Origin of the sequence: Prosthecobacter sp., from assembly GCF_044227185.1 — a bacterium.
GTDB lineage: Bacteria > Verrucomicrobiota > Verrucomicrobiia > Verrucomicrobiales > Verrucomicrobiaceae > Prosthecobacter.
The window spans coordinates 404,258-418,636 of the sequence record NZ_JBGAFO010000002.1 but is presented as its reverse complement, the minus strand read 5'-3'; the positions used below and the strand labels follow the sequence as shown (position 1 = coordinate 418,636).

General features: G+C 60.7%; 18 protein-coding genes. 6 read left to right on the top strand and 12 right to left on the bottom strand.

The features are described from left to right. Window positions 1-93: 93 nt before the first annotated feature. The 11 genes from glp to ACILSQ_RS06185 form a co-directional block, all read right to left on the bottom strand. Window positions 94-1,281: a gephyrin-like molybdotransferase Glp gene (gene glp, locus ACILSQ_RS06235; RefSeq protein WP_395742724.1), complete on the bottom strand. Its 1,188-nt coding sequence runs from the start codon at window positions 1,279-1,281 to the stop codon at window positions 94-96. After that, window positions 1,278-2,003 carry a hypothetical protein gene (locus tag ACILSQ_RS06230; RefSeq protein ID WP_395742723.1) on the bottom strand — a complete coding sequence of 242 codons (726 nt, stop codon included), beginning with the start codon at window positions 2,001-2,003 and terminating at the stop codon, window positions 1,278-1,280. Before ACILSQ_RS06230 ends, glp begins: the two co-directional genes overlap by 4 nt. A gap of 33 nt (window positions 2,004-2,036) precedes the next feature. Next, window positions 2,037-2,447: a hypothetical protein gene (locus ACILSQ_RS06225; RefSeq protein ID WP_395742722.1), complete on the bottom strand. Its 411-nt coding sequence runs from the start codon at window positions 2,445-2,447 to the stop codon at window positions 2,037-2,039. A gap of 12 nt (window positions 2,448-2,459) precedes the next feature. Then, window positions 2,460-3,341, bottom strand: coding sequence for a 4-hydroxy-tetrahydrodipicolinate synthase (gene dapA, locus ACILSQ_RS06220; RefSeq protein WP_395742721.1), 882 nt, complete (start codon window positions 3,339-3,341; stop codon window positions 2,460-2,462). A gap of 87 nt (window positions 3,342-3,428) precedes the next feature. Further along, a complete protein-coding gene (locus tag ACILSQ_RS06215; protein ID WP_395742720.1) occupies window positions 3,429-3,863 on the bottom strand; it encodes a four helix bundle protein in 435 nt (144 codons plus the stop codon). Window positions 3,864-3,881: 18 nt separating this feature from the next. After that, a complete protein-coding gene (dapF, locus tag ACILSQ_RS06210) occupies window positions 3,882-4,694 on the bottom strand; it encodes a diaminopimelate epimerase (RefSeq protein WP_395742719.1) in 813 nt (270 codons plus the stop codon). A gap of 68 nt (window positions 4,695-4,762) precedes the next feature. After that, window positions 4,763-5,575, bottom strand: coding sequence for a tryptophan synthase subunit alpha (gene trpA, locus ACILSQ_RS06205; RefSeq protein ID WP_395742718.1), 813 nt, complete (start codon window positions 5,573-5,575; stop codon window positions 4,763-4,765). A gap of 95 nt (window positions 5,576-5,670) precedes the next feature. Beyond that, window positions 5,671-6,099: a putative toxin-antitoxin system toxin component, PIN family gene (locus tag ACILSQ_RS06200; protein WP_395742717.1), complete on the bottom strand. Its 429-nt coding sequence runs from the start codon at window positions 6,097-6,099 to the stop codon at window positions 5,671-5,673. Beyond that, window positions 6,096-6,374 (bottom strand): hypothetical protein, encoded by a 279-nt coding sequence (locus tag ACILSQ_RS06195; RefSeq protein ID WP_395742716.1) that lies wholly within the window; start codon window positions 6,372-6,374, stop codon window positions 6,096-6,098. The genes ACILSQ_RS06200 and ACILSQ_RS06195 overlap by 4 nt, the downstream gene beginning before the upstream one ends. A 749-nt stretch (window positions 6,375-7,123) precedes the next feature. Continuing rightward, a complete protein-coding gene (locus ACILSQ_RS06190; protein ID WP_395742715.1) occupies window positions 7,124-8,140 on the bottom strand; it encodes a tetratricopeptide repeat protein in 1,017 nt (338 codons plus the stop codon). Between the two features lie 242 nt (window positions 8,141-8,382). Beyond that, window positions 8,383-8,709 (bottom strand): hypothetical protein, encoded by a 327-nt coding sequence (locus ACILSQ_RS06185; RefSeq protein WP_395742714.1) that lies wholly within the window; start codon window positions 8,707-8,709, stop codon window positions 8,383-8,385. A gap of 9 nt (window positions 8,710-8,718) precedes the next feature. Between ACILSQ_RS06185 and ACILSQ_RS06180 the strand changes: the two genes are divergently transcribed. After that, complete coding sequence (locus ACILSQ_RS06180) at window positions 8,719-9,870, top strand: IS4 family transposase (protein WP_395742713.1); 1,152 nt, start codon at window positions 8,719-8,721, stop codon at window positions 9,868-9,870. A gap of 372 nt (window positions 9,871-10,242) precedes the next feature. Here ACILSQ_RS06180 and ACILSQ_RS06175 read toward each other — a convergent pair whose 3' ends face one another. Further along, entirely contained in the window at window positions 10,243-11,253 is a 1,011-nt protein-coding gene (locus tag ACILSQ_RS06175) for a tetratricopeptide repeat protein (RefSeq protein WP_395742712.1), read from the bottom strand. Window positions 11,254-11,337: 84 nt separating this feature from the next. On the opposite strand from ACILSQ_RS06175, the gene ACILSQ_RS06170 reads away from it, so the two are divergent. The 5 genes from ACILSQ_RS06170 to ACILSQ_RS06150 all read left to right on the top strand — a co-directional run bounded on the left by ACILSQ_RS06170 (window position 11,338) and on the right by ACILSQ_RS06150 (window position 14,260). After that, window positions 11,338-11,814 (top strand): hypothetical protein, encoded by a 477-nt coding sequence (locus ACILSQ_RS06170; RefSeq protein WP_395742711.1) that lies wholly within the window; start codon window positions 11,338-11,340, stop codon window positions 11,812-11,814. A 5-nt stretch (window positions 11,815-11,819) separates the two neighbouring features. Beyond that, the gene (locus ACILSQ_RS06165) at window positions 11,820-12,668 is read left to right on the top strand and encodes a hypothetical protein (protein ID WP_395742710.1); all 849 of its coding nucleotides are present in this window, start codon (window positions 11,820-11,822) and stop codon (window positions 12,666-12,668) included. After that, window positions 12,665-13,135 carry a hypothetical protein gene (locus ACILSQ_RS06160; RefSeq protein ID WP_395742709.1) on the top strand — a complete coding sequence of 157 codons (471 nt, stop codon included), beginning with the start codon at window positions 12,665-12,667 and terminating at the stop codon, window positions 13,133-13,135. The genes ACILSQ_RS06165 and ACILSQ_RS06160 overlap by 4 nt, the downstream gene beginning before the upstream one ends. Window positions 13,136-13,228: 93 nt before the next feature. Then, a complete protein-coding gene (locus tag ACILSQ_RS06155) occupies window positions 13,229-13,462 on the top strand; it encodes a hypothetical protein (RefSeq protein ID WP_395742708.1) in 234 nt (77 codons plus the stop codon). 360 nt (window positions 13,463-13,822) lie between these two features. Continuing rightward, entirely contained in the window at window positions 13,823-14,260 is a 438-nt protein-coding gene (locus ACILSQ_RS06150; RefSeq protein WP_395742707.1) for a DUF440 family protein, read from the top strand. Window positions 14,261-14,379: the final 119 nt, after the last annotated feature.

Sequence of the window (14,379 nt, the reverse complement as noted above, 5' to 3'; positions counted from 1 at the left end):
CAGTTTTTGCCTTTGGGGAGAGGTTAGGGTGAGGGGGTAGCCCATTCCTTGCCGATGGCGACCGATCTGGCCACGCTATAATTTTAAAATACTCTACTCCAGCACCCAAACCTCCGCCGCATCTCCCGCCCGCAGTTCCTCCCCCGCCTCCAGCCGCAGCAGCGCATCCGCCCGGCTCAGCGACAGCAGCGCATGGCTCTGCTGCATGCCAAAGGCCAGGAACTCCCCCTTCACCAGCGTTCCCCGCAGATAATGCGGCCGGTCCCCGGGATTCGTCAGCGCACTCCCCGCCTTCGAAGCCACCACGCGCGGCCCCAGCCGCCCCTCCGCCGCTCCCATCATCTTCAGCAGCGCCGGCCTCACAAACAGCAGGAAGGTCACAAAGGACGAGACCGGATTTCCCGGCAGCCCAAACACACAGGCCTTCTCATCTCGCGCAAACAGAAACGGCTTTCCCGGTTTCACCTTCACCCGCCACAGCCCCGGCTCGATCCCCAGCGCCTTCAAAGCCGGCTTGATCTGGTCATGATCCCCCACCGAAACCCCGCCGCTGATCAGCACCACGTCATGACTCTTCAGCAGCTCGCGCAGCGTCTCAGTCGTGCTCTCCAGATCATCCCGGCAGTGCGCCTGCGTGCTCTCCCGGATGCCCAGCCGCGCCAGCATGCCCCGCAGCATCAGCCCGTTGCTGTTGTAAATCTGCCCCGCCCGCAGCGGCCCGGCGCCGGGTGCCACCAGTTCATCCCCCGTGCTCAGCACCGCCACCCGCGGCACGCCATGCACTGAAATCTCCTCCAGCCCCTGCGAGGCCAGCAGCCCCATCCGCCCCGGCGTGATCTTCTCCCCCGCGCGCAGCACAAACTGCCCCTGGCACAGGTCCGCCCCCGCGCGCCGGATGTTTTCTCCGGCCTCCACCGGCTCCGTGCACACGATGCTGTCCCCCTCGCGCCGCACATCCTCCTGCATGATCACCGCATCCGCCCCCGCAGGAATCGGCGCGCCCGTGAAAATGCGGATCGCACAGCCCCTCTCCAGCCGCAGTCCCTCATCCAGCCCCGCCGCTTGTTCCCCCGCCACCTTCAGCGGCGCAGGGCCCGCGGTCTCCGCTGCGATCACCGCATACCCATCCATCGCCGACTGATCAAACGCCGGAATCGGCACCGTCGCCGTCACATCCTGCGCGGCATGGCGGTCCAGCGCATCAAACAACGCCAGCGGCCCGGCGCGCAGCGGCGCCACCGCCGCCAGCACACGGCTCAGAGCTTCATCTTCGGAGATCATCGGACGACTGGCAGCAGTTTGCTCAGGTCCGCCTTCGGTTCCTCAGCGGGCGGCGGGGCAGGGGCTTTCTGCACCTGTCGCGGCGGCGGCTGCTCCTGGGGCGGGGGCGGCGGTTTCGGCAGATTTGCCGGCGGCTCCACCGTGGACCTCATCGGCCCTATCGGCTGAAACGGCGCGTTCAGCGGCGGAATCACATCCGCCCGCATGGTGGGCGCCATCGGCACCATCCCCCCTCCCGCCGTGGGCACGAGTGGCGGTGGCTGCTGCTGTCCCAGCTGAGACTCCCCGGGCTTCACCTGATAAACCACCAGATCCTTCAACTGCGGCATCCCCTGCGTGATGTCCGCCGTGATGTAGTTCCCCTTCCGCTCCGGCGTCACCTTCAGCCTCGCGTCCGACCCGTTCACCCCCTGCGAAATGATCTCCGTCCCCGCCGGGATGTCCACCCGCTGCTCGCAGTTGATCAGCACATAGTTCTGCTCCGGATTCACCAGTTCGATCACCCCGATCACCTTCGCCTCCCCGATCTTCTTGTCCCCATCCGTCTTTTTCGAAAACGACGGCATCATGCCCCCAAACTTCTGCTCAAGGTAGGTGCAGTTGGACAGCCCCACCAGCAGGGCGGCAAGGCACAGATGACGCTGAAACGACATGCCCCACAAATGCCGCATCGCCGCCAAAATGTCCAGCATGTAACACCATGCCCGGACAGGGGAATGCATGCTAAAAAATACATGCAGACCGAGCCGCCGCCTTCAATCCGGCGGTGGCAGCTGCACGCGCCCCATCCCCGCCACGAGCGCCAGAAATCCCCACGTGATTTTTTCTCCCAGCGTCAGGCGGTTCCCCTTGTCGTCAAAGCCGGTCGCTTTCTTCGCCTCTCCCGTCAGCATGCCGGGCGTCAGCCGGCCCACCGCCGTCTTCGGCACAAACAGCCGCTTCCCATCACGCTGGTCCGTGTACCACGTGCCCTCGCGCTCCGTCCGCCGCCGCTTCGCGCCATAACCCGTCGGGATGTAGCTCGGCGGATCACTGCCCACCTGCTGCCAGACTTTGAAGTCATTCCAGCCAGGCTCCTTCTCCGGCGCGCAGCACTGGCAGAGCTGGCACAGCATCACGAGACACATCCCCCACCTTAAAAGGCTGGGAGAACGTGCCGGGCTCATGCTCTCTTCAGATTACGAGATGATCCCCAGCTTCTTCATCGTCGCCGTCAGCTCCGCCACCTTCTCCTTCTCCATCCCCACCATCGGCAGCCGCAGCTCATCCGTGCAGTGGCCCGCCAGCGCCATCGCCGTCTTGATCGGAATCGGGTTCGTCGCCAGCTTCAAAAACGCCGCAAACAGCGGGTAGTACTTCGTGTGAATCTTCAGCGCCCCGGCGTAGTCGCCCTTCAGCGCCAGTTGCACCATGTCGCTGATCGGCTTCGGAATCACGTTCGACGCCACGCTCACGATCCCCACGCCGCCCACAGACATGAAAGGCAGCGTCAGCCCGTCGTCTCCGGACATGATCTCAAAGTCCGCCGGCAAAACCTGCTTCATCTGGCTCACGCGCTCAGGGTTGCCGCCCGCCTCCTTGATGGAGCGGATGTTCGGGCAGCTCTCCGCCAGACGCACCAGCACATCCAGGCCGATCTCAATGCCGCAGCGTCCCGGAATGCTGTAAAGCATCAGCGGCAGCTTCGTGTTGTCCGCGATCGCCTTGAAATGCTGGTACAGCCCCTCAGGCGTCGGCTTGTTGTAATACGGCGCCACCTGCAGCGATGCCGTCGCACCCGCCGCCTCGGCCTCCTGCGTCAGCTCGATCGCCTCCCGCGTGGAGTTCGAGCCCGTGCCCGCCATCACCACGCCGCGGCCTTTGGCAAACTCCACCGTCAGCTTCACCACCCGCGTATGCTCCGCATGATCCAGCGTGGGGGACTCCCCCGTCGTGCCGCACGGCACCACACCCGTCACCCCGTTGTCGAATTGAAAATCGACCAGCGATTTGAGCGCGGCCTCATCAATCTGGCCGTTGCGAAAAGGGGTGACGATGGCGGTATGGGTTCCTGCGAACATGGGGCGGTAGGGGAAAGGGGCGGGATTTGTCGGACTGAAAACTGAAAATTGAAAACTGAAAATTGGAAATTGTGATGCTCTCCCAGTTCAGCGTGCCCTCTTGGAGGGGGTGTTGGCCTTGGCCGTCACGATGGATTTTCCAACGATATTCATGAGCTCGGAGCATTCCTCGATCAGCGGCATAAGCCGCCCCTTCTTCATCGTGGCGGTCTTGACCGAAAGCTTCAGCCAGATGCGCGTCTCCCGCAGTTCCTTTAGCACCACCCCCAGCTTGTGCGTGAAATCATTGCGACTCTCCGCCGCGCATGCCTCCGCATAATTCGGCGCCGGCGAAGTCCCGCAGCGAATCATCTGCCCCGAAATATGCCTGCCAGTCTTAGTGTCCGGCAGCGCCTCCACCAGCGCACAAATCCGCGCCGCAAAATCCAGGAACCGATCCTCCATCTCTTCCGCCAATGCCAAAGACGACTTCTGCGCTCTCATACAATTTTCAGTTTTCAGTTCCCAGTTCTCAGTTTTCAATCTCTGGAACAGCTCTCTTCAAATCGAGACCGTCCCCGTAAAGACAAAATCCGCCGGCCCAAACAGCGTCACATTCGCATACTCGCTCTTGTTCGGCTCTTCAAACCCCACCTTCAGCGTGTCTCCGCCCTTCACCAGCACGCTGATCGGCCCCGGCTCGCCGGTCAGCTCGTGGTACACCAGCGCGCAGCCCACCATCCCCGTTCCGCAGGCCAGCGTCTCATCCTCCACCCCGCGCTCATACGTGCGGATGGAAATGCTGCCCGGGCCGATGACTTTCACAAAATTCGCATTCGTCCCTTTCGGCTTGAACGCCTCATGGTAGCGCAGCGCCGCACCCCATTCGCGGATCGGCACCACCTCCAGGTCATCCACCATCACCACCGCATGCGGCACGCCCGTGTTCACGCTGTGCACCGTCAGCCCTGCCCCGGCCACTTCCAGGTGCTGCGACAGCTTCAGGCTGTGCGGCGTGCTCATGTTGATGCGCACCTGTTCCCCTTCAAACTCCGCGGAAATGATTCCCGCCTGCGTTTCAAAGGCGATCTTCGTCAGCTTGTCGCCGTGCAGATGATTCACAAAGCGGCCAAAGCACCGCGCGCCGTTCCCGCACATCTCCGCCTCGCCGCCGTCCGCGTTGTAGTAGCGCATCTTGAAGTCCCCCGTCCCCGTCGCCGGCTCCACGCACAGCAGCCCGTCCGCGCCAATGCCGCGATGCCGGTCGCACAGCTTTTCGATCTGCTCCTTCGTCAGGGACAGGCTCAGATCACGATTGTCCAGCATGACGAAGTCATTGCCGGCGCCGTTCATTTTGGTGAAGTTCAGTGTCATGGAAAAAGAGAGAAAGAGGGGCAAAAAGGAATCAGAGAGTCAAAGAGGTCAAGAAGTCAGAGTCAGAGTCACAGCGCATGCACCGCATCCACCAGCGGCTTCACAAAGGCTTCCACCTTCGCGGCACAGTCGGCGCTGGCGCCGTTCTGCTCAATGAGCTTTACGATCGCGCTGCCCACCACGACGCCGTCCGCTTTGCTGGCGATCTCCGCCGCCTGCGCCGGATTCGACACGCCAAAGCCCACGCACACCGGCACCTCTGTCGCCGCCTTGATCACCGCCACCTGCTCCGCGATCCCCGTGGCGATCTCCGCCTGCGCTCCCGTCACGCCGAGCCGGCTCACATAATAAACAAACCCCTCCGCCGATTTCGCGATGCTCGCGATCCGCTCCGCCGGCGAAGTCGGGGCGATGAGCTGGATGTGCCGCAGCTCCGGCGTCGGCTTCAGCTCCGCATTCTGCGCCGCCTCATCCGGCGGCAGGTCCAGCACCAGCACCCCGTCCGCCCCGGCCGCCGCGGCGTCCTTATGAAACTTCTCATACCCATACGCATACACCGGGTTCAGGTACGTAAACAGCACCAGCGGCACCTGCGACTTCGCCCGCAGCTGGCGGATCATCTCCAGCACCTTCGGCGTGCTCGCCCCCGCCTTCAGCGCCCGGTCCGCCGCCATCTGGTTCACGATCCCGTCCGCCAGCGGGTCCGAGAAAGGCACCCCCAGCTCCACCACATCCACCCCCGCACGCTCCAGCCCCAGCACGATGTCGATCGTCGCCTCCAGCGTCGGATCCCCCGCACACACATAGGCGACAAACGCCCTCTTCTTCGCGGCGCGAAGCTGGGCAAAACGGGCATCAAGACGGTTGGCAGGTGCAGACATGGGGCGGGGTGTTTAGCATGCCAAACGCCCTCTGTCGAATGCCGGAATGCCCCCTGGAATCCAAAAACCGGGCCTGTCCGGCGGTTGGTCTCCTTTCACGGGGGCGATGCCGCCCGCAGATGTGTTAGAAACACCAGCGGCTTGCAGGTCACAAACTCAGGATAAAACACCGCTACGTCCTCCAGGTCGCGGTCGTAGGTCACCAGGTGGCTGGCATTGCCATTCAAGGCTGCAAGCAAAAAGGCAGTGTCGTCAGAATCGATGGGATAGTGTCGGAGATGAAAGAAATCGATTTCCACCTCGACGCCGGCGAAAATGAGCCGCCCGAGGAGCGACTGGATCGTTTGATCTGCGATGCCATGTTCCGTCAGTTTCTCCGCATACTCCTCCAGCACATCATTCGTAAACAGCCAGTCAAACTCTCCCGCTTCCCAGCGCTTGATGACTTCTGCGTTTGGACTGCCCGTCCCCTTGCTCTTTTGGGACGAAAGCACCACATTGGTGTCCAATACCGCAGCGATCATCTGTCGGCAGCGATTTGGTCAACGACCTTCTGGTGCAGTTCGGAAAACTCCGCCCGAGCCTGTTCCGGTGTCATCCCGGCAGCTCTGAGCTTTTCTGCCTCGGCACGGGCCTTCTTCACGACTTCCCGCGCCTGCTCGCTATGCTGATGCTGCCGTCTGCGATTCTGAGCAATCTCAGCCCGCAGGAAAGAGATCAGGCGCATATGAATGCCTGGCACCTGCGCCGCCTCGGCGGCCAGATCATCAGGGATTTCGGCCAGTTGATGAATGCTCACTTCTAAAAGATACCCGTCATGGTCCGCCGGTCAATCGTCCCGTCAGGAGAACACGGGTTTCAGCCATGACACATTTTGTGTATATGGAAGGCTCCGTGTGGGCGGGGCGCTGTTTCCAATGGCAAACGAACCGCGCCTGCCAGATAAGATGGCCCATGAACCAGAGCTTTCGAATGTATCTTGCTGTGTCCGCTCTCTCGATGTTGGGAGCTGCATGTGTCCCGTTTCCATGCACAACACCCGTCGCTCCCGGTGCCGACGGCTTTGTTCAGGACAGCCGGACCAAACAGCCGGTGGCGGGTGCCACGATTACGGCGGAGCGGGCAGGTTATCGCGCTAAGACGCACAGTTCAAAGTCTGGATTTTACGGCATTCCTTCGCTCAGACAGTGGCATTTCTTGATCTACCTCGGAAGCCCCGGTCTTGCCCCTACGCCTTGGTATCTGGCCTCTCCGCATTCCATGGTCTATACCGTGACCGCCTCTGCACCCGGCTACCAGCCGTCATCTCGGACATTTGGCCCCTCGCCGGGCAGGCAGAAGGGGCCCTCTGCGGTCCTCGCTCCGCGCAGCATCAATTTCTCACTCCAGCGCACCGCTCGCTGAGACAGGCACAGCAGGGCGCTTTCGGAAGCTCGCGCCCCTGCCCCAGGGGGCATTGCCACACTCCCGGCTCTTCAGCACACAGGCGCACAGTGTCTCCAAAAAGGGGAGGGGGGATGGCACGCGGCACGGGGCTTTGCTTCCTGGTCATTTTCCCTTCGCCGCCAGATACTTCCTTTGAAATTCAGCCCCGGCATCTTTCCCTGCGGCAATCCATGAAATTTCGTCATCCCGAATGGCCTGGAAGTATGTGTCACCTTGTTTGAGCCCGTCCAGAAGCTGCTTGCCCACCTCCTTTGGGTCAAATCCCATGGTATGGCGGCCTGAGTGGGTAAGCTTGCTCATTAATACAGCCTTTTGGTCCTCATCAGCCGTCTCATTGGCTGCGTGCAAATAACAAATGGAGGCCATCTGTGCAGCGTTCCGCTCCTGGCCCCCGGCTAGCAGCAGATCGCCCATGGCCTCCTGCAGCAATGGATTGTCAAAATCCGCAAATCTCATCATGCCGGCCACACCACGTATGGCCGAGAGAGCATGGTCTGAAGACAGTGTGAGTTCAGGATCTGGAGAGGAAGTTTCCATGCCGGCTTCTTTGCTGGCAACGAACCGGGCGAAGCCCATCAGCGTATTGCGCGTCGACAATCTTTTGGGCTCAGCGTTATCCTTTTCTTTCCTGGGCTTCTTGAGGTCTATCTGCCACTGGACCAGCCATTTCTGATATTTCTCTCTTCCGAAATGGGCATTGGGATTGATGGCGAGCGCCTTGGTGATCCATTTGACCGCTTCATCCAGGTCGCCTGTATAGATGCAGAACGTGCCAAGATTCGAATACGTTTCGTAGATCCCCGGGCGTAACTTTTCCTTGGCCATCATGGTGGCGATGGCACCTTTGTGATCCCCCAGCTTATGCTGCGCTACAGCGAGGTCGTCATACAGGGCAACCATCCTCGGATTTTTGGCGAGCTGTTGTTCACAGGTCTTCCGCCGCCATTCATAGAACTCCTGGGAATGGCGTGGGAATGCCCCGGTGATGAGCTGGGAGATTCCCGGGAAGCGGGCGCTTTCCGCCGCCAGAGTGTCGCCGTCCCACAGGCAGGCCGAGATGGGTGCTGCCACAAGGGATAATATTCCCGCGACAAGAAAACACCGGGCATGTTTTTTCATCCGCTTGTTTTACCCTCGCACGGCATTCTAGGTCAATCCCATTAACCACTTCCGAGCATTCCAAATGCAGGCCACCTGCATGCTTCAGCACCGAAAACCCCGATGGCGGCCCTCCACTGCCCGCCATTCGCTCCTGCCACGAATGGCACTCGGTTAAGGTCATGCATCGTGAGGTTTGCCTCTCCTGTCACATCGCGTTTTGAACCGCCGAAACTCTCTTTGCATCACCGCTTTCCAGCGTTTCAGCCCCAAAGGGGCTGCGGAATATAGCCCAGGGGTGCCGAGCCTTGGCGCAATGCCGTTAAGCTATAATTACTGTACTTTATAATTTCATGGTTAACTGACATGGGATGCACCCGCCATCCGATGCTGTTGTGGTCCAAGACTCGTCCGTTGATCTCGTCAGCCGCATTCTCAGGCTGTTGCAATGGAGCAGAGATGAACTTGAGACGGCTGACCAGAAGCGCCATCAGGGGCCTCGTCGCAAGATTTTCGACTGGCAGATCATCGTTGGCCTCATCGCCCACTCCCTGCCTTTTGCCGGTCGCTTCTCCCAATGCCTGCGCCATTTTTTCGGCATGACACTCAGTGACTCCGCCCTCAGCCAGCGCCGCCAGCAGCTTGGCGAGGACATCTTCCTGCTCATCATGCGTGAGACCTTGCGGCCGCTGGCCGATGTGAGCGTGCATGCAGCCTGCTTTTTCCAGGGGCTGCGCCTCATGGGCATCGACGGCACACGCTGGAGCGTGACCAACACTGCGCAGCATCTTGCGCGCATGACCAAGATGCAGACACGCAGCGGCAGCGCCGCCTTCGCCCACATCCGCATGGCGGCACTCGTGGAGCTGGGCACCCATGCGCCGCTGCACGCCACGCTGGGGCTTGACGGGGAAAGCGAGATGGCGCTGAGCCTGCCGCTGCTGGCGGCCCTGCCGCAGCACAGCCTGCTGATCCTTGACCGCCTCTATGGGTATGCATCCGTGCTCGACGTGCTGCAGCAGCAGTGCGACACAGCCAGATCGCAGCACTATCTGGTGCGAGTCAAAGACAAGCTCGCGGCCGGGGTGCGCGCGCCGCTGGGCGACGGCTCTGCCATGGTGGAGGTGCGCCTCTGTGACAAGGTCAAGTGGCGCAAGGTGCTCAAAACGATGGTGGTGCGCGAAGTGCGCGGACGCGTGTGGAGCCGCACGCAGGGCAAGTGGGTGGAGGTGCGGCTGTGGACCAGCCTGGGCGTGGAGCAGGCCGGGGCGCGGGAGGTTCTCGAACTTTATGCGAGGCGCTGGGAGCAGGAGGTGTTTTATCATGAGCTCAAGCTGCAGGTGGCGCGCAGCGGGCTGCTGCAAAGCCACACCCCTGAGACCGCGCAGCAGGAGATCGCGGCGCTGCTCATGGCGTGCGCGCTGGTGGCCGAGGAGCGCCTGGCGGTGGCCGCAGAGGCCGGGGGCGAGGTGCAGGCCGCCGGAGCGGTGCGCATCAGCCTGAGCATCTGTCTTGAGCACACCCAGGCGCTATGGCTGGTGCTCAGTTCGGCCCAGGGTCTGATGGATCAGGCCGCTCAAGCCGAGCTGACGCGGCGCGTGCGGGCTCAAATCGCCGCCTTTGCGCTGTCCCCAAGACGCCCCCGAAGTTGTCAGCGCAAGGTGCGTCAGACCGTGAAGGACTGGCCGCGCATGCTCTCGCCCACCTCCGTGTCCACCGCTCCGCAATATGAAGTCATCAAGATTGCTTAACGGCATTGAGCCTTGGCGAGTGCTCCCCTGGGTTACCGCAAGCAAACCGGGAAGCAAACCCATCGCTTCGCTGGTGCCTGCCGGGTGCCAGCAGCGTCTGCAAGACACTCCGCTGCACGCCTGCGCACAACAGCACCGCAAACCACCATAAACATCCTTAACCAAGCGCCATTCATTCCTGGCATCTCGCCCTTTCGCATCTACTCAAACCACACGGACTTCGGGCAGAGCGCATTCTTTGCCTGCCTGACTCAGACCGAGTTTCAACGCTTTCAAAAGCTTGCCACATTCAAACTCGGTGAAATCGAAAGGCAGTCTTGAAATCTGCCTCCACCCAATCTCCCACCCCGGCAGTTCCTCGACCCGCCCGCCTCATTTGGAAGCCAGATACTTCTTCTGAAACTCCGCGCCCGCATCCTTGCCGGCTGCGATCCAGGCCGTTTCGTCCTGGTTGACCTGCTGGAACAGCTTCTGGCCTTTGGCGAGGTCTGTCTGGAGACGCTTCTGGTAGCGCTCCAGTTTGAAATCGAGGGTCACAAGCCCTGCAGAGGTGGCCAGCGAAATCAGCCGCTCCTTTTCGGCATCGCTCTTCGCTTTCATGGACGCATGCAGATAAGAGATGCAGGCCAGCTGGGCCGCATTGGTCTTTAGGTCCCCGGCCAGCAGAAGATCGCCCATCGCTTCCAGCAGCAGGGGATTGTCATAGTCGGCAAAGCGCATCATCCCGGACACGCCATGGATGGCATCATCCAGTTGGCGCAGCGTGAGCTTCGCTTCGCCCGCACCGTGCTTGATCCCATGTTCTTTGCGTGCCACAAAGTCCGCAAATCCGGCCGGTTTTCCCATCGCCCGCGCATAGTCGGCGGAGACGTCATCTTTTGTGTGCTCTGGCTTTGCCTTCTCCCGCTCCTGAATCCACTCCACCAGCCACTGCTGATATTTCTCCCGGCCAAAGTGCGCATTGGCATTGATCGCCAGCGCCTGGCGGATGTACTTCAGCGCTTCATCCAGCTGTCCTGTGTAGATGTAAAAGGTGCCCAGGTTGGAGCGGGTCTCATACAAGCCGGGAAACAGCAGTTCCTTCGCCTCCATGATCTGGATCGCCGTCTTGTGGTCGCCCAGCTTGTGCAGAGACACGGCCAGGTCATCATACGTGCTCACATTGGCCGCACCGCTTCCGATCAGCTTCTTGCACCGGTCTCTGCGCCATTCATGAAACGTCTGCGAATGCCTGGGAAACTGCCCGGTGATCAGCTCCGCCACCCCTGGCAGCCGCGCGTTCTCAGCCGCCAGCGTGTCGGTATCCCAGATGCACGCCAGCACCGTCGCAGTTGAGAGCACCAGCATTCCAGCCACCAGCAACATTCGGACGCGTGTTTTCATGCACTGTTTTATGCTGGCATCGCATCCGCAGTCAATGATATTAAACTCTCCTGCCTCGGCCGGTGGCCGCAGTGCCTCCTCTTTATGACAACAGATGAAATGAACTCAACCTTCCGGGAGTTTGCCCTCATGTTTCTCGGACGCCTGCCTGTTGAAGAGGATATCCCCTTCGCAGAAAGTCTTGATCGCTCAGCACTGGACGGTTCGATCGACTCCTTGAAGGTCGTTGACGATTACCTCGCATTTGTCCAGGCCAACCTGGAGCATCTGACCGAATCGGAATACAACAATCTCGTCCTTCGCTGCGGCGGATACATGGGTGAGTGCATCCGCATGACCTGGCCCGCAAGCTACGATTGGATCGACTATGACGACTACATGCCGTCTCATCCGCAGATGCAGAACCTGCTCCCCGAGCGAGCATTGGGTACCTGTGCTCTGCTGGTGCGAAAGCCTGATGGCATGATTTTGCCATTAAACAAGGTTCTGAGATTCCTCCACGAGGGGCCTGAAAACAGCGTGCACTATTTCGCACACTGCGAGTCGCAGTATCACCAGTGAAGCCAATGCCCGGCATCTACACCGCCGCACTCCTCACCAGCCTCCTCGCCATCGCAGGCTTTGGCACGCTCATTGGCAAATGGCGCCAGCCCGCCAGGGGCCGCCTCCTCCTCGCCGCTGTCCTCATCTCCCTGCCGCTCCAGCCCCTCGCCTTCTACCTCCTGCGCCTGCCGCTGGATCACTGGCTTGCCGCATGGCTGACACGAAAATCCTTCACCTATCAGTGCCTGGCTTCGCTCTACGCCCCCCTCACCGAAGAGCCCGCCAAGCTCCTCGTCCTGCTCGTCCCCGCCATCTTCCGCGACATACGCCCTGAGAACTTCGTCCGCTACGCCCTCGCCATCGGCCTCGGCTTCGCGCTGGGGGAAATGGCGTTCATTGCCGAGCGTGTCTCCCACCAGCCCGCTTTGGCAAAGCTGCCATTTTATCAGTTCGGCGGTTACATCAGCGAGCGCCTCATGACCTGCGTGTTTCACAGCGCCTTCGTGGCCATCGCCCTCTCCCGTTTGCGCCGCCGCCTCTGGCTGGGGCTGCTCGGAGCCACGGCCGCCCATTGGGCCGCGAACTTCCCGCTCTCCCTCATGGCCTGGAACGTCGGCGGCCTCGGCCGCACCACCTGGGAGGTCATCGTGGGCCTGTGGCTCATCGTCCTCCTCATCGCAGCCGTGGTCCTGCTCATCCACTACACCTCCACGCGTCAATCCCTCCCCCGCCTCCTCTACGGCCTCCGCCACTGCCCCGCATGCTCCACCGACTTCGAGCCCTCCATCCTCGCCATCAACTTCGGCACTGAACGCTACGAAAAATGCCCCTGCTGCCGGAAGTGGCTATGGACGAAGCGCAGCATCTCATGAACCATAGTCCCCTCACATCCCAGCAGTTCGAAGAACTCCTGCCCCTCGCCGCAGCCTGGGCAGAGCAGCAGGAAGCCCATATTCTCGCCACGGGCATTCCTCTTTCTCCCTCCCAGTCATCCGACGCTCGTCAGATCGGCGTTGCCCACCCCGAACGCGTCCGCCTTCTCACGGTCCCCACCATCCCCACGCCGCAGCACCCCATCCTGCGCGCCGCCGGAGAGGCCACCGAACTCATCAGTCCCTTCACCGCCGGTCTCACCCTCCGCTACGGCATCTTCATCCGCAGCGATTGCGACGGCGACCGCTTCCTCGTCGCCCACGAACTCGTCCACACCGCGCAGTACGAGCGCCTCGGCAGCATCTCCGCCTTCCTCCGCCAGTATCTCCACGAATGCCTCACCCTCGGCTACCTCAATTCGCCCCTGGAGCAGGAGGCCATTTTGACATCTGAACGGCTGCGTTGAAAAAATCGTGAACAGCCTGCAGCTGCAAGGCATAACGGTGCTAAGCAGTTGCTGAATCCTCGATGTCCGTCAAATTTCGCAACAATACGAGCCATGCTGGAGAAACTGAAGAAATACTACACAAGCTCCGACCAGTGCCAGGCCATTGAATGGCTCTGCGATCCTTCCAGCTATCCCTCTCTCCGGGTGCAGGACCCTTGGAACACGGTCTTTCATCTCTACATCCAGCCCTCTTTTCATCCGATCATGAGCTGGACCCTCTACAGACAGCCTGACTCCTCTTTCATGGTGCGGCGTGTTCGCTGGGATTTCATTGCGGACCATTAGGCAAACACCTCGGCTTGAACCTCGCATTCCCGACCACTTACGGAGCGGACGCCGCATGTCCCGCGGGCTTGGTTTCATCCGCACTGGATGAGTTGTCCAAGCTTTCCGTGCCGGCTTTTGATGCTGCCTCCAGCATTGGCACAGACGGCGTCACATTCGGTTTTCGACGGCAAAGTTCCAGCCAGTCATTGGAGTTCAGTTGGTGGGCGCATCCGCCGAAGGGATGTGAGGCCGTCGCTGCATGGTATCACCAGTTTACGGACCAGATGGAAGACCTTCTTCCCGCCCACACCGACCAGTTCCGTCTTTCAGCTCTCCGACCATGACCTGGCCGTATGATTTCACAGCATCCTGCTTTCGATGTTCGTGCTTCAATTCGGTTCAGGTACCTTGGCAGCCGAAGGTGAAAAACATTCAGCAAAACACATGAGCACTTCCGTTCCCCATCAGTATAAACGCAGAACGATGGATGAGGCGCTTGACCTGGCGAAAGCAGCGTTTCGATCTGTGGTTGCCGATCATCTCAGTCCTGAAGAAATCGAGGAAGTGCGAGCGCACTCATCTGTCGGATCTGGCTCTGTTCGCGATGACGATGAAGATGAATGGACAAAAATTCTCGGTGCCAGACCTGATAAGAAAGCTTGGTATGGCATTGAAATCTATCAGCGGTCCCACAAGTGCCCTTACGTCGAAAAAGTGTTCGTGCGGATGCTCGTTCCCCGGGATCGTTCCACGACCACCGTGCATTTCATCTGGCGGCCCGTCGTCCCGCCCTATACCGGTCCCTACTTCGAGTGAGGTACTGATCGAGTCAGGAATTCAAGGCCTGGGCGGTGTTTGGAAACCCGCTGAACGATCGCAGCGCATGCAGCCCATGGAGCGCGGGCCTCCGAGCCCGCAGCAGGTCGCAAACACCT